The following is a 24,857-nucleotide window of genomic DNA, read 5'->3' as shown; positions in this document are numbered from 1 at the left end:
GTGCCCGCTGATGCATACGCTGTCTATATGGCCAGCATCCCTCTCACTTTAGCCGCGCTCGCCACCTCCGCGGTGCCAGACCTCACGGTATTCGGCGCCCGGGCGCTCGAACCCAACCCTGACTTCGTTGAAGCGGTCATCGTGAGCGAGGACGCCGAGCTGCTCGTGCGAGTGCCGCGCACCCAGTCGGCCGAGGCGCTGCAGCGTGGAGAGCTGCTCGGCCTCGCCGCGCTCACCGAGGGGCCCAGGTCTCAGTTGCCCTTTGCTGTGCCCGAACCGCAGGGAATGACGCGGGCGGGCCAAACCCGCGCGGTCGTTACCTCGCATCTCGCTGGCGGCTCATTCGAGGCCGCCGACCTGCAGGCAGATTCGTTGCTCATCGAATCGATCGCTCGCACAATCGCTTCAATTCATTCGCTGCCCGTGAGCGTTGCACAGCACGGCGGCCTCGCCATCAACTCGGCAAACGATGCCAGGCTTGCAGCGACGCGCGTCATTGACCGAGCCGAGCAAACTCGACTCGTGCCAGAGGTGGTGCGCAGGCGCTGGCTGAGCGTTGTCGAAGATGCGGCGCTGTGGGACTTTGCCCCCTCAATGGTGCACGGCACACTCAACGAGAGCCAGCTGCGCATCGATGATGACCGCGTCACCGGTGTGCTGGGCTGGTCGGGGCTTGCTGTTGATGACCCCGCGCTCGACTTCACGTGGCTACTTGGGGCGAGCGCTGAGGTGCTGGACGCGGTACTCGAGCGCTACGCCGACCTCCACAACCCGGGTGTGCTCGCGAAGTTGCGCTCGCGCGTGGCGCTTTACCACGAGCTCGAGGTGGCCCGGTGGCTGCTGCAGGGCGTCGACAGCCACGATCAAGACATCGTGGACGATGCTGTGGCGATGCTCGATCGACTCGTGAATGGTGGCCACACCCTCACATCTGCCCTCGCGAAGGCACGCGACCGCTCGCCTCTGTCTGCGGCCGAGGCCGAACAGATTCTCAGCGAGACCCCCGAGGTCGTTGACTTTCTGTCTGACACCGCTGCCTACGAGGCGCTCGACGAAGACCGCATGTTTGGTGAAGACACCGAGTTCGTCGAACCCCTGACGGCAGCAGAGGCCGACGCGGCAAGCGCTGGTGAAGCTGGTACTGGTGAAGCCGGCACCGGTGAAGCAGGTACCGGTGAGGCAGGTACCGGGGCGTCTGGCGACGAGGGTACGAGCGAGGCTGCTCGTACTTCCGAGGCCAACAGCGACGCCGCAGGCAAGTTCCCCTCCGCTGAGCTCAACCCCGACGACCAGGTAACCGACGTGTTTCACACCGATCTGATTGAACCGGGAAGCCCCGGCCCGAGCTCTGCAGGCGGGCCGGGGGGCGAGGCGCGCTAACCTCGATCTTCGAAGCGCCGCTCGGCAGCTTCGAGCCACAGCCCTTCAAGCTCGGCGAGGCTGCGCGGAGTGTCGCCGCATAGCTCCACCCCCTCGGCCACATAAAACAGGGTGACGTCGATGCGTTCGGGCGGTACCCCCGCCCACTGTGCGTAGGCGTGGCGGTAGAGGTCGAGCTGAAAGAACCGGGTCTCGCGCTCGGCGGCGGTGGCCGGAGCTCGCCCTGACTTCCAGTCGACCACCTCGAACCGAGACGCGCCGTCGTCTCCCACTTCCTCGAACACGGCGTCGAGTTTGCACACGAGCGAGCGGCCGGCAAACGGCAACACTACCTCTTGCTCAACCGAAATGGGTTGGCGTGACGCCCAGCGTGAGCGTTCGAACTGGTCGATCAGCGGCTGCAGCGCTGCCGCGTCTTGCCCCAGGTCTTCGGCTGTTTCATGCGCGAATGCGGCATCGACCCCTGCTGCATCAAGCGCTGCTGCATCAAACCCTGCCGGTTCGAAACCGGCGAGGGTGAGCGCGGTGCCACGCGCGGTCGTCGCCCGGCGCTCCACCCACTCGTGAAACAGGTTGCCCACGCGCGTGCGCCGGTACGGTCTCTGCGGCACGGGGCGCAGTCTCGTTCGCTCTGCAAGCACCGGATCGTCGATGAAGTCGTGAAACGTCGACGCCGTGATGCGCGTGGCGAGCGGAGTTTCGGTGTGCGTCTGCTGCGCGCGCCGCTCTGCAAGTAGCAATCGCACGGTCGGGTCGATGTCTGGGCCTGCGTCGCGCGCCGTACCCGACTCCCCCGGCTCCCCCGGCTCTCCCGGATCAGCCGGATCAGCCGGATCAGCCGCGAGCAGCGCGCTCACGACATCGGCTGCTGCCAACACCGCCGCTCCCCGCTTTCCGAGCGGATCGAGCGGCCAAGTGAGCGTCAGCTCGTCTTGTTCGCTCGGATCGGTCTCATATACGGTCGCCTCGGGCAGCCCTTCGATGAGCGCGTTGCCCTGCATTTCGCTCGACTTCTCGTCTTGTAGCTCGGTCAAGAAGTCAGAAGGCACGCGAGCGCGGGTCTGCCCACCCCAGAATGATCCGGTTACCAGCAGTCGAGAAGCGGCGCGCGTCACCGCGACGTAGGCCAGCCGGCGTTCTTCTTGCGCGTGCCGGTCCTTGAGCGCCTGCGAGTACTCGGCCATGCGCTCCTTAAGCTCTTGCTGTGTCTCGCAGATGCGCCAGTTCAGTTCGGGGCGCGCGGCCGCGTCACCGCGAAGCTCATCGGGCAGTTGCCCGGTGCGCAGCCAACCCGCCCCGCTCTTCGATGACCCCGGAAACTCACCGGCAACGAGCCGCGGCACGGCCACCAGGTCCCACTCGAGCCCCTTCGAACCGTGCGCTGTGATGAGGTGCACCGTATCGGGCGACGGGGCCGCGACATGCTCGGCCACCTCGTCTGCCTCGGTGGCCCGCTCGAGCCACTCGAGCAGCGACGCGAGCGTTGCGGCCCCGTCGATCGACAGGAACTGGTCAACGAGCTGCACAAACGAATCAATGTTGGCGTGGGCGGCCGAGGTGCCCGAGGTCTCGCGAGCCTCGTTCGCATCAAGCTCAATGTCGAGCTGCAGCGCGTACACGGTCTCGCTGATCAGCTCGGTGATGCTGCCCCCCACGCCGAGACGCAGCTCGGCGAGCATCAACCCGGCCTCGCGCATGCGCTCGATGCCGGTGTCGCTCACGCCCTCGAATGCGCGATGCCGCGTGGGCTTCATGCGCGCGAGCTGGTCAAGCGCGTCGATGAGGGTGAACGCACGATCCGGATCAGGGAGCACGCTGTCGGCCGCGCGGTCGCGCTCGTTCAGCTGCTGCTGGGTGACGTCGCGGTCACCGAACCAGCGTGCCGCAGCACGCAGCCCCGCGATATCGGCTGCGCCCACCCGAAACCTCGGGCCGGTGAGTAGCCGAATGAGCTCGCTCGACGCATCGGCGTACCAGACTGCCCGCAGCACACTCACGACGTCGGTGACCTCGGGGGTTGTGAGGAGACCGCCCAGCCCGACGATGCGATTGGGCACACCGGCCTCGGTGAGCGCGGCAGCGACCGGGGCCATGTGTTTGCGGTTGCGAAACACGACGGCCGCGGTGGGTGATTTGCCGTGCTCGGCCTGAAACGCGGCGCGGGCATCGCGCATCCACTCGGCGAGGGCGAGCCGCTCCTCGTGCACGGTTTCGGGGAACCGCCATTCCACGCTGCCTATGGCGGCCCCCGGGCGGGGGGCGAGCCGCGGCACGTCGATCGCCGATTCTGCCGCGAGCGGCGCCGAGATGATGTTGGCGGCGGCCAGCACGCTCACGGGATTGCGCCAGCTCGTCGAGAGCGACAGCGTTGCCTGTGGCACCCCCCGGCCACCAAAGTCTTGGTGAAACGATGTGAGCCCTTCGGCTGATGCGCCGCGCCAGCCGTAGATTGACTGGTGTGGGTCGCCCACCGCCATCACGGCCATGCCCGCAAAGATGCGCGACAGAAAACGTGTCTGCCCGACTGACGTGTCTTGCACTTCGTCGAGCAGCACCGTGCGGTAGCGGCGGCGTATCGCCTGCACAGCCTCGGCAGACTTCTCGATGACGCGCGTGGCGAGGGCAAGCTGGTCTGAGAATTCGAGCAGGCCGCGCGCTTGCTTTTGCTCGGCGTAGGCGCGCGCGAGCCGCGTAATCAGCGGGGTTTCTTCGAGCGCTTTGAGCGCGTCGCGCACGGGCGCGTACACTTTGCCCACCGCGCCGGTCTGCCGCGCCTTTTCGTTGTAGGGCAGCTGCTCTACCCGAGCGAACTCGGCGATGACCTGGTCGACCCTGTCGAACGAGGTGAGGTTGTCTGAGACGGCGTGGTCGAGCTTCAGCATGTTGTCAATGAGCTTGGGCAGGCTCAGTTCGCTCGCCACAAGCTCGGGGTCACGGCTCGCCACTACTACTTCGCGGGCGAGCCCCCACGCGGTTGATTCGTCGATGATCGCGGCGCCGGGGGCCACGCCCGCCGCTACACCGAACTCTTGCAGCACGGCCGCGGCAAACGCGTTATAGGTGCTCACGTCGGGCAGTTCGAGCCCGTCGGCGAGCAGCTCGCACACCTCGGTCGCACGCGCCTGCTCGAGCTCAGTGAGCATCCCGCGCTCGGCCGCATCAACGAGCCGCTCGGCGAAGGTCGCGAGCCTGCCCGCGATACGCTCGCGCAGCTCGCCTGCCGCTTTGCGTGTAAACGTAAGCCCGAGCACTTGGTCGGGGGCGACGATGCCATTGGCGACGAGCCACACCACACGGTTCGCCATCGTCTCGGTTTTGCCACTGCCGGCGCCCGCCACCACGAGCGCGGTGCCTTCCACCGGGTGCTCGATCACGGCCTGCTGCTCTGTGGTGGGTGTGAGCGGGGTGGCCGGCGGCACGGTCAGCAGCTCAGCGATGCGGGCCGCTGAAAACACCACGGTCACGGTGGCGCCAGCAGCGCCAGCGGCACCCACGGCACCCGCGGGCGGCTCGTTTGAGGCGTACGCGCTCATGCTCGGCTCACCGCCGGAATAATGTGAATCTGGCAGTCGCCGGGTTTGTACTGGTCAGAGCAGTGGTGATCGACACGGGCAATAAACTCGCCGGCCGCCATAACTCGGGCAGCCGAGGCTACACGCTGCATAAACGCCTCCTTCATTTCTTCGCTAATGGGCGCTTGCGCGCGTTCAACGAACACATTTTTCTTCGTCGCGTCTGGGTGCACATACAGCAGCCTGGCACCCCCGGTCACGACTTCTGGCTCGGAGCTAGTAGCTGGCTCGTGCGTCGCTACTCCCCCGGCCGCCGCCCCTTCTGACACCGCTCCCCCGGCCGCCGCTCCTTCTGACACCGCTCCCCCGGCCGCCACTTCAGCGTCGAGCACGAACGACCCCAGCGCCACCCCTAATTGGTAGGCCTGCAGCTGCGCCTGCTCGGCCGTTTCGCCCGCAGAAGGCACGTTGCGCCCGGTTTTCAGGTCAAGCACGGTCACCTCGAGCCGACCATCGGGCAGGGTTCGCCCCTCGAGCCGGTCGGCCGTGCCACGCAGCAGCGCGCGCTCAATCGTGGCCTGAAACTTTGCTTCTTGCCCGAGCAGCTCGCGGTCTGACGCTTCGAACTCGCGCAGGTACCCGGCGAGCCCATCGACCATCGCCTGCGCGGTGCGCTCAGAGCGCTCAGACTGCCAGTCGGTGTCAAACTGCAGCTTTGACCACTGTGAGAGCACGGCGGCCAGGAGCTTTGCCGAATCTGGCTCGCTCACAGTCTCAAACGCGTGGTGCACCAGCGTGCCGATGTTCGCTTGCAGATTGCTACTGCCGCCGCCGAGCACCGCAATCGCCCAGCTGAGCGGGCACTCCTCGGCACGTTCGAGCTGCGACGGACTCACCGGCACCGTCGCCTCAGGGTCTGCGTCGAGATCGATGAGCGGCCTTCGCGTGCTCGGGCCGCGCACACCGTACCAGGTGCCGGGGTGGGCGCCTGGCAGGTCTTCGCGCGCGAGCGCCGCGAGCGTGCGCCCCGCAGTCTCGTCTGTGGGCTGCTGCACGAGCCTGCGCCGCATCTCGGCGGTCGCCCCGCGCAGCGTCAACCGTGAGCTCGGTAGCCCCTCACAGCGAGCAGCGTCACCGAACCTGAAGAACGCCGACGGGTGCTGCTCTTCGTCTGCCACCGCAACGACAAGCAGGTCTTCGCTCGCGCGCGAACAGCTCAAAATCATGAGCCGTAGCTCGTCATGAATCGTGTCTCGGCGCGACGGTGTCGCCGCCGCCCCGCCCCGCAACCACCGCTCGAGCGCTGTGGCTCCCAGCAGCATGCCGCGCGCACGCAAATTGGGCCAGCTGCCATCTTGCAGCCCGAGCACGGCAACCTGGGCGAACTCTCGCCCGATCGCACCCTGCGGTGTCGTCACCGTTACCAACTGCCGGTCAGACTGTCGCGCCAGTGAATCCTCGGGGAGCGTGTTCTCCATGAGGTCGGTGAGCAATTGCGCGATCGGCTGCGCGCTGTCGTTCTCCTCGTGCCGCTGCAGCGCAAAAAACAGTCCCATTACCGCATCGAGCGCCCGGTTTGCCTCTGCAGCGCGCGCGGGCCGACCGTCGAGCGCCTCGCGCTGCAGATTTGCGTCGAGCTTCGTACGCTCCCACACGGCCCACAGTGTCTCACGCGCGGTGCCGCCCGCGGCGCGCACCTTCGTGCCAGCCGCGGCCACGAGCCCCACCTTGCGCAGGGCCCGACCGCCCGCACTGTCGACAACGGGTTCGGGCCCCGGCTGCTCGAACGCCGCAAACACCCGCTCTTCAATCGGCGCCGGATCACGCCCAGCGTCTGCCGCCGCCCGCCGTTCGCTGATCAACAGCTCCCGTCGCAGGCGTCGCCGCGCCACAGGGTCGAGCCCCCCGATCGGGCCGCCCACGATGTCGAGCACGTTCGCGGCGCCGAGCTGTTCGTAGCCCAGCGCGTGACGCAGCAGCGCCACGAGGTCTCGCACCAGCTGGTGGTCGCGCAGCACGATGCCTCCCGCCGCCAGCGTCGTGGGCACCTGGTGCAGTGCGAGCGCACGTGAGGTGCGCACCGCGTCGGCACGGCTGCGGCAGAGCACCGCCATGTCGCCCCAGTCGAGCGGAGCACCGCCTCCCAGCCCCAGTCGCCTCGATCGCAGCTGGTACGCGACGACGCCCAACTGTTCGGTGACAGATTCGGCGAGCGTAAACTGCAGTGCGGGCGTGCGTGCGCCAGTGGGCGCTGCGGGATCTGTGGGCACGGCAGGCGCTACGGGATCTGTGGGCACGGCAGGCGCTGCGGGTTCTGTGGGCACGGCAGGCGCTGCACCTGCGGCCGCCACTGCACCTGCGGCCGCCACTGCACCTGCGGCGGGCGCTGCGGGCTGTGCCGGACCCGCCTCACGCTGACCGCCCGCTCCCCGCGCGCCCACCCGGCGGCTCAGGCTCTGTACGAACTCGCGCAGGTCACCTGTCTGTCGGTGGGAGACCGCGAGCACCACTCGTTGTTCTCGCTCACGCGCGGCCGTGCGGCCGCCGCGTCGCACGAGCTCGCGCTCGGGGTGCACGGCAAGGTCGCTCGCTTCACCCTGAAACGCCGCCGTCGACACGTCAGGGTCGCCAAACGCCCACACCGTGCTGCCGCGCGCGGCACAGGCGGCGATCAACGCGAGCGCCCCCTCTCCCACCTCTTGGGCGTCGTCGACCAAGATCAATTTCGGTAGCCGCATGCGCTCGCCCTCGTGCACTCCTCCCTCGGCCGCCACCAGCTCAGCCGCGGCGCGCAGCAACCCACTCGAAGTCAGCTCCCCCGGCCGTTCGAACGCAAGCTTCGTAGCTACGGCATCGATCACTTCGAGCCCGGCCGCCCAGCGCTCAGCAAGCCCCGCGTCTGGTGCCATTGAGTGAGCCTCGCGCCCGCCAACCTCCGCCGCCACCAACACCTCTTCGGCGAGCCCTTTGCGGCCCCGCCCGTAGTCGTCGCTCACGCGCCACAGCTCGCGCAGCTCACCGCGAAATGCCGGGCTCATGAGCACCTCTGGTGGGAACGCGGCCAGACTGGTGAGCCCAGCGGCTTCGGCTGCGGCCCCACTCCCGGCGCTCTCGAGCAGCTGCGCAATCGCTTCGTCTTGCACTGTGCCTGTGAGTAGCCGCGGGGCGTCTTCCCCGCGTAGTGCCGCGCCGCGCGCAAGAATCGAGAACGCGAGCGACGTTGCAGTGCGCGCGGCGGTGCCCCCCATCGCCCGGCTCGCGCGCGCCTCGATCTGCTGCCGCAGCGTCGTAGCGCTGAGGCGGTTGGGGGCGAGTGAAAGCACGTCCTCTTCGCTCCACCCCGGCACTTCGAGCGCTCGCACGTGACTCTCGACGAGCGTGGCAGTCTTGCCCGTGCCGGGCGCCCCCAGCACACTCGCGTGCAGCGCCGTATTGAGCGCGAGCACCAGCCGCTGCGAATCATCGAATTCGATCATGGCCACAGCCTACTTGTGACGTACGACATCGCCGTTTCGCGCTGCGCTCACGGCGAACGAGCCGCACTGCTGCAGCGCCAGACACGGCTCGGGCCCTAGACTCGAGACAGGTATTCACGCCCAGGCTCAGCCGGGCACCCGTGGCATCTCGCCACCGCACTCAAGGAGGCACCGTGGAAGTTCGCATCGGCATCAAGGATTCCCCCCGTGAGCTCACCTTCGAGACCGAGCAGGCGGCCGCCGATGTGCGCGAGCTCATCGAAGCTGCCATCACGAACGACGCCCCGCTCGTGTCGCTGACCTCAGAGAAGGGTAACCAGTACCTCGTGGCTACCCGCTCGATCGCATACGTGGAGCTCGGCGGCGAGACCGCCCGCAAGGTCGGCTTCATCAGCTAGTAGAGCTCTCCCCACGACTCTGCATCGAAACGACGAGACGGCATGGAAATAACGCATTTTCCATGCCGTCTCGTCATTTCGATGCCGTCTCGTCACAGCACCCGCTAAAAGTCGCGCAGCTCCTCGCGCACCGCGTCGAGTAGCCTGTCTGCCACGCGGCGCTTACTCCCCGACGACCTGGTCACCACGTGACCGTCGGCATCGAGCACCATGAGCGTGTTGTCGGCCGACTCGAAGCCCGCGTCCCATCCCACCGCGTTCACCGCGAGCAGGTCGACGCCCTTGCGGGCCAGCTTGCGCAGCCCCCGCTCGAGCAGCTCCTCTTCACTCTCGACGGTTTCTGCCGCGAACCCGACGATAATCTGGTCGGCCACCCGCTCGCGCACCAGCCCCACGAGAATGTCGGGGTTTTCGACGAGCGAGATCGTGGGGGCTTCGCCGGGCGAGTCCTCTTTGCGTATCTTCTGCTCTGACCGGTTCGCTACGCGGTAGTCGGCCACCGCTGCCGCCATGACCACGGCCTGGGCGCCCGGCGCCGCCGCCTGCGCCGCATCGGCGAGTTCTGCCGCGGTGCCCACGGGCACTACACGCACGCCCGCCAACTCGCGCACCGGCGCCAGCACGGCCTCATCAATGTTGGCTGCGAGCAGCACGACCTTCGCTCCACGCAGCGCCGCCGCCGCGGCGACCGCCGCCCCCTGCCTGCCGCTCGACCGGTTGCCCAAGTATCGCACGGGGTCGATCGGCTCGCGTGTACCGCCCGCCGTCACGAGCATGCGCAGCCCGGCGAGATCCTGCGCAGGAACGGGGTCCCCCTCCTCCTGCGCAAACCACGGGGCAGCCAAAGCAGCCCCCGGAGCGATCCCCGGCGAGGCCGCCACATCGTCGCCTTCAGCATCAGCATCAATATCGGCATCGAGCGCGCCAAGCGCGGTCGTTGCTCCGGCTGCGAACCCATCGTCAAGCTCCGGATCGAGCCCGCCCGCCGCCGCGACACCGCCGTAGGCGCTGTCTGCTTCAGCAGCTCCCCCGCTCACACCGCCCGCCGCGCCAGCAAGGCCAGCGCCAGCACCACCACCACCACTCAACAACTCGTGCGCGCGCGCCGCGATCTGGTCGGGCTCGCTCATGCGGCCCGCACCGGAGTCGTCACCGGTCAGCCGGCCGCTCTCGGGGCCCACCACTTGCACGCCGCGCGCACGCAGAATCGCCATGTTGTCTTGGGTGGCGGGGTGCTCCCACATTTCGGTGTGCATCGCTGGCGCGATGAGCACCGGCGCGCGCGTCGCCAGCAGTGTCGTTCCCAGCAGGTCGTCGGCGAGCCCCGCGGTCATGCGCGCGATCGTGTTCGCCGTCGCGGGGGCCACGATCACGAGGTCGGCGCTCTGCCCGAGCGCGACGTGCCGCACCGACGCGACATCCTCGTGCACCGAGGTGGTGACCGGGTGGCGACTAATCGCCTCCCATGTCGGCTTGCCCACAAACCTGAGCGCGTCATCGGTCGGTATGACGTGCACGTCGTGCCCCGCCTCCACGAGCAGCCGGGCGAGCAGCACGGCCTTGTACGCGGCAATGCCGCCGGTCACTCCCAATACGATGTTCACCGGTTCATCTTCGCACTTTTCGTTTGAAGTGAGCTACCTACGTTCGAGCAGCACCATCACCTCGAGGTGTTTCGTGTGCGGAAACATGTCAAACACCCGCGCGCTTTGCACCCTGAAACCAGGCATGGCGGCGAGGTCACGCGCGAGCGATTCGGGGTTGCAGCTCGAGTAAATCACGCGTTCAATGCCCGACGCTTCGAGCCACCCGGCAAGCTCTGCCCCAATGCCGCGGCGCGGCGGGTTCACGATGACCATCTCGGGCACCTCGCGCGCTCCAAGCGCAAACGCGGTCGCGTCAGCCGCGATGAAGTGCGCGGCCAGCCCCGCCTCGCGCGCGCTGCGCACGGCCGAATCGATCGCTGCCTCGCTAATTTCGACGCCCGTCACCTGCGGGCCCGGGGCCAAGGCCTCACCGTTCGATCCGGATCCGGAACCCACGGACGGTGCGCAGTGCAGCGCGAAGCCACCGACGCCGCAGTAGAGATCCCAGAGGGAGGCGGGCCCAGCTGCCGCGACCCACTCGGCGGCCTGGGCGTAGAGCGCCCGCGCGACGGCGGTGTTCGTTTGGAAGAAGCTGCGTGGCAGCAGGTGCAGCGCGATTGGCCCGAGCTGCATGGTGAGCGAGGATCCGATGAGTGGCCGCTCTTCGTCGCCCTCGAGCACCGCCTTGTGCTCGGGCAGCAGGTTGATTGAGGCGGCCTCGATGCCGGGCACCAGCTCTTCGAGCCGCGGCTTCAAAAGGGTGAGCCGGTCGGCAGCGTGCGCGCTGCGCACCACGAAGCGCAGCATCAGCCGGCCGGCCGGTGACGAGGTGACGTGCACAAATTTGAGCTCCCCGCGGCGCGCTGGCACATCGTAGGGCGCAAGGTTCGACTCTTCGAGCAGCCGCGCGATCGCGGGGATCACAGCGTGAATCTCGGGCGACTGGATGAGGCACTCGCGCAGGTCGACGCCGCGCTGATCGGGCCCGAGAATACCGAGCGTGATGTCGCCGCGCACACCCCCCACTACGAGCTTCGCCTTATTGCGAAAGCCGGTGACTCCGCCCTCGACGGGTTCGAGCCAGGCGGCCTCGGGCACCGAGGCGAGCAGACTCTTGCAGCGGGCCTCTTTCTCGGCGAGCTGCCGCTCGTAGGGAGTCTCGATGAGCACACACGAACGGCATACCCCGCGCTCGAAGTAGTCGCAGTGGGGCGTGTTCGGTTGAGTGAGTAACGGGTTGCGCATTGTGTGGGCCAGCGGCTAGGCCGTGAGGCCGAGCGCGTCCATGCGGCGAATGTGATCGGCAATAAGCTCGGTGAACACGGGCTCCACCTCGCTCGCGTCAAAGTCACGGCGCTCGCTGAGCGTGAGCACCGCGCGCGACATGAGCAGCGTGTCACCCACGAGTCGCCTGCCCCACACCGCGAGCCAGCTGCCGAGCGCATCGTCTGCGGCAAGCTCGCCCTCGAGCAGCTCTTTCAGCTCGCCGCGGCCCGTCTCGCTCTGCAAAATCGAGATCGCTTCAGAGCGAAAACCGTCTTTCAGGCCTCGCGCCAGGCTCGCGAAGAAGTCGTCAAACAGTCCACCCACCAGGTACAGCGACAGCACGTGCTGGTGCCAGTCGGTCGTCTCGATGCGCTCGACGTACGCGTCGATCACACCGGCGTAGGGCGACATCAGCGTGTGTGGCTCGTGGCCGCGGTCCCGTATTTCTTGAGTGAGGCGCTGGTGCTTATCGAGGGTTTGGCCCGCGACGTGGGCGAGCACGTTCTTGGCCTGCAGCGTGGGCGCCCCCGAGACAGCGCGGGTCGCGGCCTCATAGAGTTCGAGCTGCAGGTACGAGGTGAGCCCCAGAAACGGCAGGATCCCGGGCGCAAACTCGGCAAGTTCTACGCGCTCAGCATCAGCTGAGTCGCCGCGTGAACGCAGCTTGCGGGCGGGGGCTGACTGCCTGCGCAGGCCTCGAATCCATTCAAACACCCCGCCAGTTTAGCCCCGGTGCGCACGCTTACTGGAATAGACTGGCCGGGTACGTATTCACCGCGGGTGCCGCAGGAGCCCCCGCCGCTGCGCCTTTGAACACTGCGTGCGCAGCACCGCACACCGACAAGGACGCACACGTGACGACATTTCTCGAACTCGGCGTTGACCAAGACATGGTCGACCAGCTAGCTGCCAAGGGCATCACCGAAGCTTTTCCCATTCAAGAGCAGACGATTCCGCTCGCGATCTCGGGGCAAGACATTATTGGCCAGGCCAAAACCGGCACCGGCAAGACCTTTGGTTTTGGTCTGCCCGTGCTGCAGCGCATTGGCGCAAACCCCGAACCCGGCGTGCAGGCACTGATCGTGGTGCCCACCCGCGAGCTCGCCGTGCAGGTGTACGAAGACCTCGAGCTGGCGGCTGCCGGCCGCGGGGCGACCGTCGTGCCGATCTATGGCGGTAAGGCATACGAGGGTCAGATCGAGCAGCTGAAGGCCGGCGCGCAGATCGTCGTGGGCACGCCCGGCCGCCTGCTCGACCTGTCAAGCCAGCGCTTGCTCAACCTGTCGAAGGTGCGCGAAATGGTGCTCGACGAGGCCGACAAGATGCTCGATCTGGGCTTTCTGCCCGACATCGAGAAGCTGTTCTCGAAGGTGCCGGCGGTGCGCCACACGATGCTGTTCTCGGCAACCATGCCGGGCACGATCGTCACGCTCGCGCGCCGCTTCATGTCAAACCCCGTGCACATTCGCGCGTCTGACCCCGATGAGGGGCTCGCGCAGGCGAACATCGAGCACATCATTTACCGTGCGCACTCGCTCGACAAGGACGAGGTGATCGGCCGCATTCTGCAGGCCGAGGGTCGCGGCAAGACCGTCATCTTCATGCGCACCAAGCGCGCCGCTGCCAAGCTGCAAGAGGAGCTCACCGACCGCGGCTTCAGCACGGCTGGTGTGCACGGCGATCTCAATCAGGATCAGCGCGAGCGTGCCATGGCCGCATTTAAGGCGGGCAAGAAGGAGATTCTCATCGCGACCGACGTCGCCGCGCGCGGCATCGACGTTGACGATGTGACACACGTGATCAACCACACGGTGCCCGAGGATGAGAAGACGTACCTGCACCGCGTGGGGCGTACCGGCCGCGCCGGTCGCACCGGCATCGCGGTCACGTTCGTCGACTGGGAAGACATGCACAAGTGGGCGCTCATCAACAAGGCGCTCGACTTTGGTGTGCCCGAGCCTGTCGAGACCTATTCTTCGTCACCGCACCTATTCACTGACCTGAACATTCCCGAGGGATCAAAGGGCCGCCTCAAGGCCACTCCCGTGAAGGAGAGCGCACCCGCACGCCGCGCCAGCGAGCGCGCTGGTGCTCGTGCTGGTGCTGGTGCTGGCGCTGAGGGTGGCGCTGAGGGTTCGGGCGAGGGCCGCACACGCACGCGCCGCCGCACCCGCAGCGCCAACCCGCAGGGCCGTGGCCGCCACGAGCCCCACGGTCACGAGCAGCACGGTCACGACCTCGCGGGCGGGGGTGAGCCGGGGGCTTCGCTCGACGGCGCCCTCAAGCACGCCGCTAAGGACACCACGAGCGAGGGTGCTTCGGGCACGCGTCGCCGTCGCCGCCGTCGCACCACGGGCGGCGCCGCTGCTGGCGAGTCGGCGCAGTCGACACCGTCGGCCGAAGCAGCCGCAGAGTAGCCGCGATGTGACGGGGTGGCAGGCACCACCCCGTCATTCTGCAGCGACACCCCACCCGTCATTCTGCGGCGACACCCCACCCAGTCATTCTGCGGCGACACCCCACCCAGTCATTCTGCGGCGACGGAGTCGATCGCAGAATCCAAGCCCGCGCAACTACGGAATGTTCCATCGCGCCGGGTGCCTGGGCCGGCGGAATTACTGCGGGTTGGTGACGCGCTCACGCAGCCTGGCGACCACTGCTGCTTGGGTGCGGTGCGCCCCCAAGCGGTTGGGCTTACCCGCCCCGTGATAGTCACTTGACCCCGTTGTTTCAAGGCCCAACCGCGCCGCGGCTTCGACAATCGGCGGCATCCAGTCGGCCCGGTTCTCGGGGTGATCAGTTTCAATGCCCCATAGCCCCGACGCCGCAAGCTCGGCAATGTCGGTGGTAGCGATCGCTGCGCGCTGCCGAAATGCGGCGGGGTGGGCAAGCACCGAGACGCCGCCCGCTTCAGTGACGAGCCTGATCGCTTCACGCGTGTCGATCGCGAGCGTGCCCAAGTAGTACGGTGAGCGCGGGTGCAGTATTTCTTCGAACGCGGTCGACCTGTCTGCGAAATACCCCTTCGCTACCAGCGCGTCGGCGATGTGCGGTCGGCCCACCGTGGCAACATCGCCCGCCCCCACGACGTCTTCGAGTGTGATGGCATAATCCACGGCCACCCGCCGCACCATTTCTTTGAGCCTGGTGAGCCTGGCCACTTGCACCTCTCCCAGCGCGGCGAACAGTTCACCGTGTGCAGGGTCGATGCCGTAGCCGAGCAGGTGCCGCGAAGCACCATTGTGCTTCGTCGTGATTTCGATGCCTGGCAGAAACGAGACCCTGTGGGCGGCAGCGGCTGCCCTGGCCTCCTCCCACCCCGTGATCGTGTCATGGTCGGTGAGCGCAAAGCCCGCGAGCCCCACCGCCGCTGCTTCGGCTGCGATCTCGGTCGGAGACGTCGTGCCGTCTGAAAACGCTGAGTGCGTGTGCAGGTCGAAGCCAACGCCTGCCAAAAGATGCGCCATCTTGCCATTGTATGACGAGGGGCGACACTCGCCATGCCGCTCTATCGTCACGCCCAGGCCGGGGTGAGACAATGGCAGGCATGACCGAGAGCGCGCAGACCACCCACGAGGTGGAGATTGACAACACCAACCGCAGCACGACGCCGCAGAGCGACGTGTTTACCTCGTACATTTCACAGCACTGGGCAGACCGCCCCGAGGTCACGCCGAACCTCTTGGCCGCGGCTCCTTTTGCGGCCGAGCGTCGCGCCGCTCTCGGTGCGCAGTTTGTCGGTGAGCGGCTGGTCATTGAAGCCGGTGCTATGAAGCAGCGCTCCAATGACACGTTCTACCAGTACCGTGCGCACAGCGCGTTCGCGCATCTCACTGGTTGGGGCTCAGACTCCGAGCCCGGCGCGATCCTGGTGCTCGACCCGGCCGCTCCCGGCGCGTCGGCCGCCACGCACGAGGCCACCCTCTACTTCCGTGAGCGGGCGGGCCGCGACAGCGACGAGTTCTTCGCGAACCCCGAGATCGGCGAGTTTTGGATCGGCGCGCGCCCGTCTCTCGTGCAGGTCGCTGCCGCGCTCGGTGTGCGTACCGCTCCGCTCGCTGACTTCGCCGCCCAGGAGGGCGACCGTACTCTCGCTGACGCGCAGCTCGCACGAGCCACGTCTGAACTGCGCCTCGTGAAGGATTCCTACGAGCTCGCCGAGATGCAGGCCGCCGTTGACGCCACGGCTAAGGGTTTTGATGAGGTGCTCGCGGCGCTGCCGCAGGCGAGTGCGCACCCACGCGGTGAGCGCATCGTCGAGGGTGTCTTCAACCAGCGCGCACGCCTCGACGGCAACACCGTCGGCTACGAAACGATCGCGGCCTCTGGCCCTCACGCGTGCACGCTGCACTGGATCACGAACAACGGTCCCGTACTCGACGGCGACCTGCTGCTGCTCGACGCGGGCGTCGAGCTCGACAGCCTCTACACGGCCGACATCACGCGCACGATCCCCGTCTCGGGCACCTTCTCTGACGTGCAGCGTCGGGTCTACGAGGCAGTGCTCGAGGCCGCAGACGCGGCGCGCACGATCGTGCGCCCGGGCATTCGTTTTGGCGACGTGCACGACGCGGCCATGGCCGTGATCGAACGCAAGACCCGCGAGTGGGGCTTTCTGCCCGAGGACGACGGCACGGCGTACTACCGCCGCTACATGGTGCACGGTACAAGCCACCACCTCGGCATGGACGTGCACGACTGCGCGCAGGCGCGGCGCGACATGTACCTCGACGGCAAGCTCGAGGAGGGCATGGTGTTTACCATCGAGCCCGGTCTCTACTTCCAGCCCGACGACCTCACCGTGCCGGCCGAGTACCGCGGCATCGGTGTGCGCATTGAGGACGACATCGTCGTCACCGCAGACGGTTGCGTGAACCTCTCGGCCGATATTCCCCGTGAGGCTGACGCCGTTGAAGCCTGGGTACAGCGCCAGCGTGGCTAATACTTCTCGTGTACGTGCGGCGGGCGCCGTGGCCACGGTCTGCGTGTTTCTCGGCACCGCCGCGCTCGCGCCGTTCTCGATGACCACGGCGTTCGCCCTCGACGGGGGCGCAGGCGGTGTTCCCGGCGCGCGCACTGCGCAGACGCTGCAGAGCACCGACGCCACCATCACGGAACTCGACACGAGCATTGACGGCGTCGAGGAAGCCATAGCCGTGGCTCCCGGCATCGGCGCGGCAGCGCAGCTGTCAAAGGCGTCGCCTGCCGAGTACTCCCTCGAAGAGTTTCTCTTCAGCGGAGTCGTGAACTGGAGCGGCTACCGCTTCACGTTCTATAGCCAGCAGGTGCTGCCAGGGCCAGGCCTCGCGATCCCGGGCCGCCACGTCAACGCGGGCGGATACGTCGCAGACGAAGACGGCTACATTGTGCTCGCGGGCGACCACCCGAAGGGTGCCGTCTTCGACACGCCGTTCGGGTACCCCGGCAAAATCTACGACCGCGGCACGTTCGGCAACCACCTCGACGTCTACATTCGTTAGCCGGCGGGAGGCTGCCTTCTCGGGCTCCCTCCCGCACGCTGCGGCTAAACGAACTCGGCCTCGCCGTCGACGTACACCCAGCGCCCGGCCGTATCGCGCACGAAGCGGCTGCGCTCGCGCTGCTCGAAGCGCCCCTCGGGGCCGCGGCCGATCGCGGTGAACGTCACAAACCCCTCACGATCGAACGGGCTGCCCGCTTCGACACGCTCGATGAGCAGTCGCCGCCACACCACGTCGGGGTCGATCTCGAGCTCCTCGGGCCTCGTCGTTTCGTGCCAGCTGCGCTCGAGGTAATCGACCAGCCCCAGCGCGAACGCGGTGTACCGCGACCGCATCAGCCGCTCTGCGGTGGGCGCGGGCTCCCCCGCGTGCAACGGCCCGCAACACGCACCATACGACTCACCGCGCCCGCAGGGGCAGGCTGCCTCCGCTGCGAGCGCGGGCGCCGCGACCCCGGGCCCTTTTACGCTCTGCTCGTCGCGCGTCATGCCCGCTCCCCCAACCCGCCGCGCAGCGCCTGCTGCAGCGTGTCGAGCCGCACTCCGCCCAGAGCGAGCGCCCTGCGGTGAAATTCGCGCACGTCGAAGCTCGATCCGGATCCCTCGGCCCGCGCGCGAGCTTCCTCGCGCAGTTCCTCCCAGATGCGCTGCCCGATCTTGTACGAGGGCGCCTGGCCCGCCCAGCCGAGGTAGCGCAGCACCTCGAAGCGCACGAACGCGGGCTCCATGTTGACGTGCTGGCTCATGAATTCGAAGGCGTAGTCGCCCGTCCAGGCGCCGCCCCCGCCGGGCCGCTCTTTGCCGAGGTGCACGCCGATGTCGAGCACCACGCGGGCGGCCCGCATGCGCTGCCCGTCGAGCATGCCCAGCCGGTCGGCGGGGTCGTCAAGGTAGCCGAGCTGCTCCATGAGCCGTTCGGCGTAGAGCGCCCAGCCCTCGGCGTGCCCCGATGTGCCCGCGAGCTGCCTACGCCACTCGTTGAGTGTGCCGCGGTTCACGACAGCCTGCCCGATCTGCAGGTGATGCCCGGGCACCCCCTCGTGGTACACGGTCGTGAGCTCGCGCCAGGTGTCGAACGTCTCGACCCCCTCGGGCACCGACCACCACATGCGGCCCGGGCGCGCAAAGTCGTCGCTCGGCCCCGTGTAGTAGATACCGCCCTCTTGCGTGGGCGCGATCATGCACTCGAGCGTGCGAATCTCGTCGGGAATCTCGAACTGCGTCGCCCCGAGCTCTGCGACCGCGCGGTCGCTGACCCGCTGCATCCACTGCTGCAGCGCGGCGGTGCCGTGCAGTTTGCGTGTCTCGTCGCGGTCGAGCTGCGCGATCGCTTCTGCCACGATGCCCGGCCTGGGCCCACCGCCCACGATCTCGGCGGCGACCCGCTCTTGCTCTGCGACCATGCGCGCGAGCTCGTCGAGGCCCCACTCGTAGGTTTCGTCGAGGTCGACGCGCGCGCCCAAGAACCCCTCTGAGGCGAGCTCGTACCGGTCGCGCCCAAACGCGTCGGTCGCCGTCGCGTGCGGCGCGATCTCGGTCTCGAGAAACCGGGCGAACCCGTCGTAGGCCGCAGCTGCCTCGTTTGCCGCGCTTCTCGCTAGCTCAAGGTCCTGCGCGAGCGCCGCGTCACGCCCCGCGGCCGCCCCAGAGTGCGCTGTCGCGCCCGCTTTGTCGCCGAGGCAGGCAGCGAGCGCGCCAAAGAAGCCGGGGGCCGCGGGCGTGCCTGCGGTGCGGCGGGCCTGGGCCGCGACCTCGGTAACCTGCCGCAGCGCGGGTGCTATGCCGCGCGCCGCGCCCTCGGCGAGCGAGCGCTCGTAGCTCGCCACCGCGGCCGGGAGAGCGCGCAGCCGCTCGATAATTTGTGCCCGATCTTCGGCAGTCGCCTGCGGCATCAGGTCGAACACGTCGCGCATGTCTTGCACCGGTGACGCGATCACGTTGAGGTCGCGCAGGTGCTCGCCCGCCTCGTACTGCGCGAGCGACAGCCGCAGTTCGGCCGACAGGTCTTGGCGCGTGACCTCATCGACGGCGTCGACCGGCGTGGCGGCTTCGAGCTGCGCGAGCGTGCGCCGCTCAGCCTCAGCGAGCGCCTCGGCGCCCTCTGGCGAGTAGTCGGCGAGCGTCACGCTGGTGCGCCCAATGTAGGTGCCCACCGTTGGGGCCAGCTCGGCGACGGTGTCGACCCAGCCCTCGGCGATTTCATCGATGATCGTTGGTGTGCGCGCAGCGTCCATATCTTCGATCCTAGAGCTGCCTGGCGCGGGCGCCCGCGACGCGCGCCGCAACCGGCTAGGATGGTGACATCGCCATTTTGGCACCCGCCACTTTCGGCAGCTCAGACTCGCGAGGAGACATCCGTGAAGATCCGCACCCGTATCGCCACCGCCGTGACCGTAGCGCTTGCTTCGGTGTTCGTGGCCACCCCCGCGTTCGCGCACGTGGGCCCCGAGGCAAACCCCTACTCGTCGGCAGGCCACCCCGTTGACGTGGTCGCGATCTCGATCGTAGGCGTTGTGATCCTCGCCATCGTGCTCATCGGATCGACCCTCATCGGCAACCTCTTCGAGAAGAAGTAGTCGAGCTGAAGTAGTCGAGACCCGGTAGTCGGGTTCAAAAGGCGCCGCCCGCCTGGGCGGCGCCTTTTTTGCTGCGCGAAGGCGCGCGCGTGGTCAGTGGATCCCGCATCGGCGACGAGACGGCATCGAAACGACGAGTCGGTGCGATAAATACGTATTTATCGCACCGACTCGTCGTTTTGGTACCTGCTCATGCTCGCTTGCGGGTGGAGCGGGTGCGGCGGGTGCGGTGCGACACCCGCCGCACCCGCTCCACCCGCTATACCCGCTTCACCACCCGAAACTGCGCGACGAGCGGGTCGACGGCGCCGCGCACGTAGCCCGTGGGCGAGGCCGCCACTGCTTGCAAGAAGGCCACCGTCTCGGCGGTGATCTCTTCGCCCGGCAACACGTTTGGAATACCGGGCGGGTAAGCCGCGAGTGTGTCGGCTGAGATGCGGCCGACGGCCTCGCCGGCAGACACCGTCTCACTGTCGCCGAAATAGGCGACCCGTGGTTCTTCGAGCAGTCGCCCGGGCGCGGGCAGCGCCGGAAACCCGCCGGTCGCAGCCGCATCGGGCGCAAGCGTAGCCGCTTCGTCAGCGACGCTGCGAAGCGCCGTCATGACACGTTCGACATCGGGGACCGCCAGCGCGCCGATCACCGCCACAACGCTCGAGGCCGTCGACATTTCGAGGTAGATACCGTGGCCGTGGTTCATGCGGCTGCGCACCCAGTGGCCGCTCTGACCGAGCCTCGACACATCGATGGGCACGCGCAGCAAGTCGGTGGCGACGATGTCATCGAAGCTGCCAAAGTCGTCGCTGATCACGCTAAACCGCGGGTCGGCCCGCAGCAGTTCACGCAGTTGCTGCGCGGCAGCGACAGCTTCCCCGATGCGAGCTTCGTTCGTCACGAGCGCGTGCCTGGCCTGGTCAAGTGACCCCATCAGCACCCCGCTCATCGACGTCGACGACGTCATCGAGAACGCGCGTTCAACAAGCGGCGCGAGCCTCGCCGCGAGCGGACCGTGACCTAAGTGCAGCATCGCCGACTGTGTGAGCGAGCCCGCGAGCTTGTGGGTGCTCGAGATCACCAGGTCTGCCCCCTGGCGCACGGGCGACTCAGGCAGCTCAGGGTGAAAGCCGAAGTGCGCGCCCCAGGCCCCATCGATGATCAGGGCTGCGTCGTGTGCGTGCGCCACCTCGGCAAGCCCCGACACGTCTGCGGTCGACCCAAAGTAACTCGGCGAGACGGCGTAGACGCTCGTCACGGGCCGCCCCGCTGCCGCCTCCCGCGTGAGCGCGGCGTCGAGGGCCGCCGGCGTGAGCCCGTGTGCAATGCCGTGGCGGGCATCGATCGCGGGCATCACAAACGCGGGCATCAGCCCGGCAAGCAGCACTCCGTCGGTGAAGCTCGAGTGCATGCTGCGCTGAATGAGCACGCGCTCCCCCAGCCCGCGCACCGCGATCGCGGCGGTGCGCGTCGCCTGCGACGCGCCGTTCGTCAGAAACCAGGTGCGTGACGCGCCCCACGCCTCGGCCGCGAGCTCACGCGCGTGGGCGAGCGGCGAATCATCGCCCAGGTCAAGGCCTTCGAGCATCAACGGCACGTCCATGCGCGCGACCTGCTCACCAAACAGGTCGGCAATGTGCGCGGCGCCCCCAGCCGGATCATTGCCGTGCCCCGGCACCATGAGCGACAGTGGCGAGCTGTCGGCGAAACGCCGCAGCGCATCAGCGTACGGCGCCCCGCGCTGTGCAGGCGACAGCCTGTCGACCAACGGCCACTGTTGCAGACCACACCCAGCGAGCGTACCCAGGCCTTCGCCGCCGCGCGTGAGGCTCGCGTCGGTGGCTGCTGCGGTGGCAGGTGGAGCAGCGGGTTGGGGTGCGGTGATCTCGGATGCGGCAACCTCGGATGCGGCGACCCCGGCGCGGCCGTCGTGAGTGTGGTGATCGAACATACCTTCAGCGTGGCCGGGATGCTGCGCGAGCGGAACCCGTGAAACGACTCTCGGGCGTAATAGACTGTATGGAGCCAGGTGCCCAGATCGGGCAACTGCACCGAAGGGACCCGTGATACTCCATGATCGACGTACGCCAGCTTCAAGCTCTCAGCGCCGTCGCCGCCGAGGGGTCGGTGGCGCGCGCCGCGCTGCGCCTCGGCTGGAGCCAGCCCACCGTCGACTACCACCTGCGCAACCTCGACCGGCTCGTCGGCACCGACCTCACCACCCGCAGCACCCGCGGCTCACGCCTCACCACCGCGGGCACACTGATGCTTGAGCGCGGCGAGGAGATCTTGAGCCTCGCAGAGCGGGCCCTCACCGACGTGAGGGACCTGGCGAAGCTTGGACGGATCCGGCTGCGCTTTGGCACGTTTCCGACCGCGGCGGCGAGGCTTCTGCCGGGAATCGCGAGCCGCATCACAGAGCTCGGTATCGAGCTCGATGCGACCCTCGAGGAGCTCGCGCCGCTCGTCACCCGCGTGAACCAGCACACGCTCGACGCGGCGCTCGTGTACGCGGCCGGCGGGTACAAGCTGCCATTTCGTGCTGAGGTACACACGACGCACCTGTTCACCGACCCGATGCTGCTCGCGCTGCCCGAAGGTCACCCGGCCGCGAAGCACGCGTCGTTCGACGCCGACCGGCTGCTGGATCTCGCGGGCGAACGCTGGGTCATGGGGTCGACCCCGGGCGATACGCTCGATGACCTGTTGCACGAGGTCTTCGCGGCGGGAGGCCACAAGGTCGACGCCGCGATTCGCACCGACGACTATTCGGTCGTGCTCGGCCTGATTGCGGCTGGCATGGCCGTCGCGCTCGTGCCGAGCCTCGTGGGCAGCACACCCCCGGCGGGGGTCGTGCTGCGCCCCATCGACGACCCGCGGTTTGCCCGCGAGCTGATTCTCGCGGCGCCCGCGGGCCCCGGCGGCCCGTCGGCCGCGGTGCGGCAGCTCGCCGAGGTCGTGCGGCGCTCAATCAGCGCGCTGGACTAGCGCTTATCAACCCATCGAAGTGAGCACCACGAAGCCTGCCACAAGTAGCATAGGAGCCGCGACGAGGAGCACGAAGCCCCGCCAAGTCAGAGGTACCGCAGAGCGTTCCGTCTGCTGGCACGTATGTGCAAGAAAGCAGTCACATCTCTCGTTGGTCATCGTTCTTCACTCTACACACCCATGAACTCCGGTTGGATGTTCTTTACACCCCTGTCATAGGTCCTGGCTCATGCCTCTTAAGTGCTGGCGTGCAGTGCACCTGTCGAAGCGTTGAGGCAATAGCCCAGGCGCATGAGACTTCGCCGACATCCGTTGCACCAATGATCGGTTCCTCTGGCAAAGAGGCCGTGCGGCCAAAAGTGGGTGTTATCAGGACCGATAACACCCACTTTTGGCCGCACGATGTCCTGGCGCCTGTGCGTGTGACCGGGTTCGTGCCGTTTGAATGCCAGCAGACAGTGCTTCTAATAACGCGCACCGCCAGAAGTAGTTTTCCTAGTTGTTGGCGACAAGCCCGACATCGCGAGTCAGGTCGGTGAATCGATCCAAGCTGACAATTGATTTTCGGACGCGCACACAGCGGGTTACCGAGGAGCCCGCTAGCCCCGTCGTGCCCTCACACGCAGTCTCCTAAGCCGCACTCGCGGCCGGCGCGGGCTCCTTCGTGTGCGCAGGGTCTTGCACGAAGAAGGCCAGCACGAATCCGATCGTCGACACCGCGCCACCCAGCAAGAACGCTGCGCGGGTACCGGCGGCGAGATCGTGCGGGTCGACGGCCTGGGGTGACCCCGCCGCCTGCACCGATACGAGCGTCATGACCGTCACAAACAGCGCGGTGCCAGCAGCGCCGGCGACCTGCTGCGCGGTTGAGATCAGGGCGCTGCCGTGCGAGGCGAGCTTCGTGTCGAGCGATCCTAGCGACACGGTAAACAGGGGCGTAAACACGCCGGCGAGCCCGAGGCTCAGGCCCAAGTGTGTGCCGAGCACCTGCGCGAGCGGGGTGGTGTCGGTAAACAACCCCATGCTCCACAGCGCGAGCGCGGTGATGAGCGTGCCCGGGATCAGCACAAACTGCGCACCCTTGGCATCGACGAGACGCCCTACGAAGGGGCCTAGCAGACCCATCAGCAGGCCGCCCGGCAGCATCAGCAGCCCCGTCTGCAGCGTGTTGTAGCCGAGCACGCTCTGCACGTAGATCGGCAGCAAGATGAGCGACCCAAACAGCGCGATCGAGCTGAACACGAACAGGATCACCGACAGTGTGAAGGGGCGCGACTTGAAGGTGCGCAGGTCGAGCAGCGCGCGATCCCCGCGCTGCAGCACCAGCTGCCGCCACACGAACAGCGCGAGCGTCACCACGCCCACCGCAACAGGCACCCACGGCGGCATGACAGCAGCGCCGTTAGCCGCGTCGCCCACCAGGCTGAGGCCGTACACAAGCCCACCAAAGGCGAGCACCGACAGCACCACCGACACGGCATCAATCGGTGCATGGCTCTGCTCCCCCACATTAGGCATGCGAGCAATACCAAATGCGAGCGCCGCGAGCGCGAACGGCAGCATCATGATGAAGAGCCACCGCCAGCTAAGCGTCTGCAAGATGAGCCCCGAGAGCGTCGGCCCCAGTGCGGGAGCCACCGAAATCACGATCGCGATGCGGCCCATGAGCCTGCCGCGCTGGCCTTCTGGCACCAGCGTCACGACCGTCGTCATGAGTAGCGGCATCATGATCGCGGTGCCGCCGGCCTGCACGACGCGGCCGACGAGCAACACTTCGAAGCCGGGTGCTGTCGCCGCAATCAGCGTGCCCGCGGTGAACAGCGCCATCGCGACCATAAACAGCGTGCGGGTCTTCACCCGCTGAATCAGCATGCCAGTAATAGGAATCACGACGCTCATGGTGAGCAGAAACGCGGTGGTAAGCCACTGCCCCGCGACGGCCGAAACCTCAAGGTCGGTCATGAGTTTAGGCAGGGCGACACCCATCACCGTCTCGTTCAAGATGACGACGAACGTTGAGATCAGCAGCACCCAAATAGCGAGCTGCTCGGTGGGCCCAAACGGGCGGTTAGCGGTTTCAGACATAAGAGATCCATCTTACCTGAAGCTTGCTGTCTGCGCGGTCGGTGGATTCTGATTCTTCTATGTTTGTCAACTCGCCAGTTGAGGGGCGGCCGCGGCGTTCAACTGCCGAAACACTTG

General features: G+C 67.4%; 16 protein-coding genes and 1 pseudogene. 7 read left to right on the top strand and 10 right to left on the bottom strand.

The genetic code is table 11. From position 1 onward, the window contains the following. Window positions 1-27 precede the first annotated feature (27 nt). On the top strand, window positions 28-1,380 hold the full coding sequence (locus tag ACXR2W_RS13535; protein WP_458816827.1) for a phosphotransferase: 1,353 nt from the start codon (window positions 28-30) through the stop codon (window positions 1,378-1,380). On the opposite strand, the gene ACXR2W_RS13530 is transcribed toward ACXR2W_RS13535, so the two are convergent. Both ACXR2W_RS13530 and ACXR2W_RS13525 read right to left on the bottom strand, forming a co-directional pair. Continuing rightward, a complete protein-coding gene (locus ACXR2W_RS13530) occupies window positions 1,377-4,913 on the bottom strand; it encodes an ATP-dependent helicase (RefSeq protein WP_458816825.1) in 3,537 nt (1,178 codons plus the stop codon). The two genes, ACXR2W_RS13535 and ACXR2W_RS13530, sit on opposite strands and share 4 nt — an antisense overlap. Then, on the bottom strand, window positions 4,910-8,368 hold the full coding sequence (locus ACXR2W_RS13525) for a PD-(D/E)XK nuclease family protein (RefSeq protein WP_458816823.1): 3,459 nt from the start codon (window positions 8,366-8,368) through the stop codon (window positions 4,910-4,912). Before ACXR2W_RS13525 ends, ACXR2W_RS13530 begins: the two co-directional genes overlap by 4 nt. Window positions 8,369-8,541: 173 nt before the next feature. On the opposite strand from ACXR2W_RS13525, the gene ACXR2W_RS13520 reads away from it, so the two are divergent. After that, window positions 8,542-8,766 (top strand): DUF3107 domain-containing protein, encoded by a 225-nt coding sequence (locus ACXR2W_RS13520; protein WP_458816821.1) that lies wholly within the window; start codon window positions 8,542-8,544, stop codon window positions 8,764-8,766. Window positions 8,767-8,870: 104 nt separating this feature from the next. On the opposite strand, the pseudogene ACXR2W_RS13515 reads toward ACXR2W_RS13520, so the two are convergent. The 3 genes and pseudogenes from ACXR2W_RS13515 to ACXR2W_RS13505 form a co-directional block, all read right to left on the bottom strand. Then, window positions 8,871-10,382, bottom strand: a pseudogene (locus ACXR2W_RS13515) (bifunctional phosphopantothenoylcysteine decarboxylase/phosphopantothenate synthase); the annotation flags it as partial. 21 nt (window positions 10,383-10,403) lie between these two features. Further along, window positions 10,404-11,597 (bottom strand): methyltransferase domain-containing protein, encoded by a 1,194-nt coding sequence (locus ACXR2W_RS13510; RefSeq protein WP_458816817.1) that lies wholly within the window; start codon window positions 11,595-11,597, stop codon window positions 10,404-10,406. A gap of 15 nt (window positions 11,598-11,612) precedes the next feature. Beyond that, window positions 11,613-12,332, bottom strand: coding sequence for a ferritin-like fold-containing protein (locus ACXR2W_RS13505; protein WP_458816815.1), 720 nt, complete (start codon window positions 12,330-12,332; stop codon window positions 11,613-11,615). Between the two features lie 140 nt (window positions 12,333-12,472). Between ACXR2W_RS13505 and ACXR2W_RS13500 the strand changes: the two genes are divergently transcribed. Continuing rightward, window positions 12,473-14,035, top strand: coding sequence for a DEAD/DEAH box helicase (locus tag ACXR2W_RS13500; RefSeq protein ID WP_458816813.1), 1,563 nt, complete (start codon window positions 12,473-12,475; stop codon window positions 14,033-14,035). 198 nt (window positions 14,036-14,233) lie between these two features. Here ACXR2W_RS13500 and ACXR2W_RS13495 read toward each other — a convergent pair whose 3' ends face one another. Next, a complete protein-coding gene (locus ACXR2W_RS13495; protein ID WP_458816811.1) occupies window positions 14,234-15,085 on the bottom strand; it encodes a PHP domain-containing protein in 852 nt (283 codons plus the stop codon). A gap of 80 nt (window positions 15,086-15,165) precedes the next feature. Here ACXR2W_RS13495 and ACXR2W_RS13490 point away from each other — a divergent pair, with 80 nt between their 5' ends. Both ACXR2W_RS13490 and ACXR2W_RS13485 read left to right on the top strand, forming a co-directional pair. Beyond that, window positions 15,166-16,560: an aminopeptidase P family protein gene (locus tag ACXR2W_RS13490; RefSeq protein ID WP_458816809.1), complete on the top strand. Its 1,395-nt coding sequence runs from the start codon at window positions 15,166-15,168 to the stop codon at window positions 16,558-16,560. Further along, window positions 16,553-17,098, top strand: coding sequence for a hypothetical protein (locus tag ACXR2W_RS13485; RefSeq protein WP_458816807.1), 546 nt, complete (start codon window positions 16,553-16,555; stop codon window positions 17,096-17,098). Before ACXR2W_RS13490 ends, ACXR2W_RS13485 begins: the two co-directional genes overlap by 8 nt. Before the next feature lie 44 nt (window positions 17,099-17,142). Here ACXR2W_RS13485 and ACXR2W_RS13480 read toward each other — a convergent pair whose 3' ends face one another. Together ACXR2W_RS13480 and ACXR2W_RS13475 are read right to left on the bottom strand one after the other, a co-directional pair. Beyond that, window positions 17,143-17,586 carry a YchJ family protein gene (locus ACXR2W_RS13480; RefSeq protein ID WP_458816805.1) on the bottom strand — a complete coding sequence of 148 codons (444 nt, stop codon included), beginning with the start codon at window positions 17,584-17,586 and terminating at the stop codon, window positions 17,143-17,145. Further along, on the bottom strand, window positions 17,583-19,331 hold the full coding sequence (locus ACXR2W_RS13475; protein WP_458816803.1) for a DUF885 domain-containing protein: 1,749 nt from the start codon (window positions 19,329-19,331) through the stop codon (window positions 17,583-17,585). Before ACXR2W_RS13475 ends, ACXR2W_RS13480 begins: the two co-directional genes overlap by 4 nt. Before the next feature lie 123 nt (window positions 19,332-19,454). Here ACXR2W_RS13475 and ACXR2W_RS13470 point away from each other — a divergent pair, with 123 nt between their 5' ends. Next, on the top strand, window positions 19,455-19,673 hold the full coding sequence (locus tag ACXR2W_RS13470; protein WP_458816801.1) for a hypothetical protein: 219 nt from the start codon (window positions 19,455-19,457) through the stop codon (window positions 19,671-19,673). A 259-nt stretch (window positions 19,674-19,932) separates the two neighbouring features. On the opposite strand, the gene ACXR2W_RS13465 is transcribed toward ACXR2W_RS13470, so the two are convergent. Then, window positions 19,933-21,618 (bottom strand): aminotransferase class I/II-fold pyridoxal phosphate-dependent enzyme, encoded by a 1,686-nt coding sequence (locus ACXR2W_RS13465; RefSeq protein ID WP_458816799.1) that lies wholly within the window; start codon window positions 21,616-21,618, stop codon window positions 19,933-19,935. Window positions 21,619-21,740: 122 nt separating this feature from the next. On the opposite strand from ACXR2W_RS13465, the gene ACXR2W_RS13460 reads away from it, so the two are divergent. Continuing rightward, on the top strand, window positions 21,741-22,655 hold the full coding sequence (locus ACXR2W_RS13460) for a LysR family transcriptional regulator (RefSeq protein ID WP_458816797.1): 915 nt from the start codon (window positions 21,741-21,743) through the stop codon (window positions 22,653-22,655). 630 nt (window positions 22,656-23,285) lie between these two features. Here ACXR2W_RS13460 and ACXR2W_RS13455 read toward each other — a convergent pair. Then, window positions 23,286-24,740: a DHA2 family efflux MFS transporter permease subunit gene (locus ACXR2W_RS13455; RefSeq protein ID WP_458816795.1), complete on the bottom strand. Its 1,455-nt coding sequence runs from the start codon at window positions 24,738-24,740 to the stop codon at window positions 23,286-23,288. Window positions 24,741-24,857 lie beyond the last annotated feature (117 nt).

Source organism: Leucobacter faecis (assembly GCF_054456695.2).
This window is presented reverse-complemented; position numbering and strand designations above follow the sequence as displayed.

Excerpts from the sequence above, each read along its gene's own strand:
- ACXR2W_RS13460 (WP_458816797.1), top strand. The coding sequence starts at position 21,741 with ATGATCGACGTACGCCAGCTTCAAGCTCTCAGCGCCGTCGCCGCCGAG.
- ACXR2W_RS13490 (WP_458816809.1), top strand. The coding sequence starts at position 15,166 with ATGACCGAGAGCGCGCAGACCACCCACGAGGTGGAGATTGACAACACC.
- ACXR2W_RS13495 (WP_458816811.1), bottom strand. The coding sequence starts at position 15,085 with ATGGCGCATCTTTTGGCAGGCGTTGGCTTCGACCTGCACACGCACTCA.
- ACXR2W_RS13530 (WP_458816825.1), bottom strand. The coding sequence starts at position 4,913 with ATGAGCGCGTACGCCTCAAACGAGCCGCCCGCGGGTGCCGTGGGTGCC.
- ACXR2W_RS13535 (WP_458816827.1), top strand. The coding sequence starts at position 28 with ATGGCCAGCATCCCTCTCACTTTAGCCGCGCTCGCCACCTCCGCGGTG.
- ACXR2W_RS13455 (WP_458816795.1), bottom strand. The coding sequence starts at position 24,740 with ATGTCTGAAACCGCTAACCGCCCGTTTGGGCCCACCGAGCAGCTCGCT.
- ACXR2W_RS13480 (WP_458816805.1), bottom strand. The coding sequence starts at position 17,586 with ATGACGCGCGACGAGCAGAGCGTAAAAGGGCCCGGGGTCGCGGCGCCC.
- ACXR2W_RS13475 (WP_458816803.1), bottom strand. The coding sequence starts at position 19,331 with ATGGACGCTGCGCGCACACCAACGATCATCGATGAAATCGCCGAGGGC.
- ACXR2W_RS13510 (WP_458816817.1), bottom strand. The coding sequence starts at position 11,597 with ATGCGCAACCCGTTACTCACTCAACCGAACACGCCCCACTGCGACTAC.
- ACXR2W_RS13525 (WP_458816823.1), bottom strand. The coding sequence starts at position 8,368 with ATGATCGAATTCGATGATTCGCAGCGGCTGGTGCTCGCGCTCAATACG.
- ACXR2W_RS13465 (WP_458816799.1), bottom strand. The coding sequence starts at position 21,618 with ATGTTCGATCACCACACTCACGACGGCCGCGCCGGGGTCGCCGCATCC.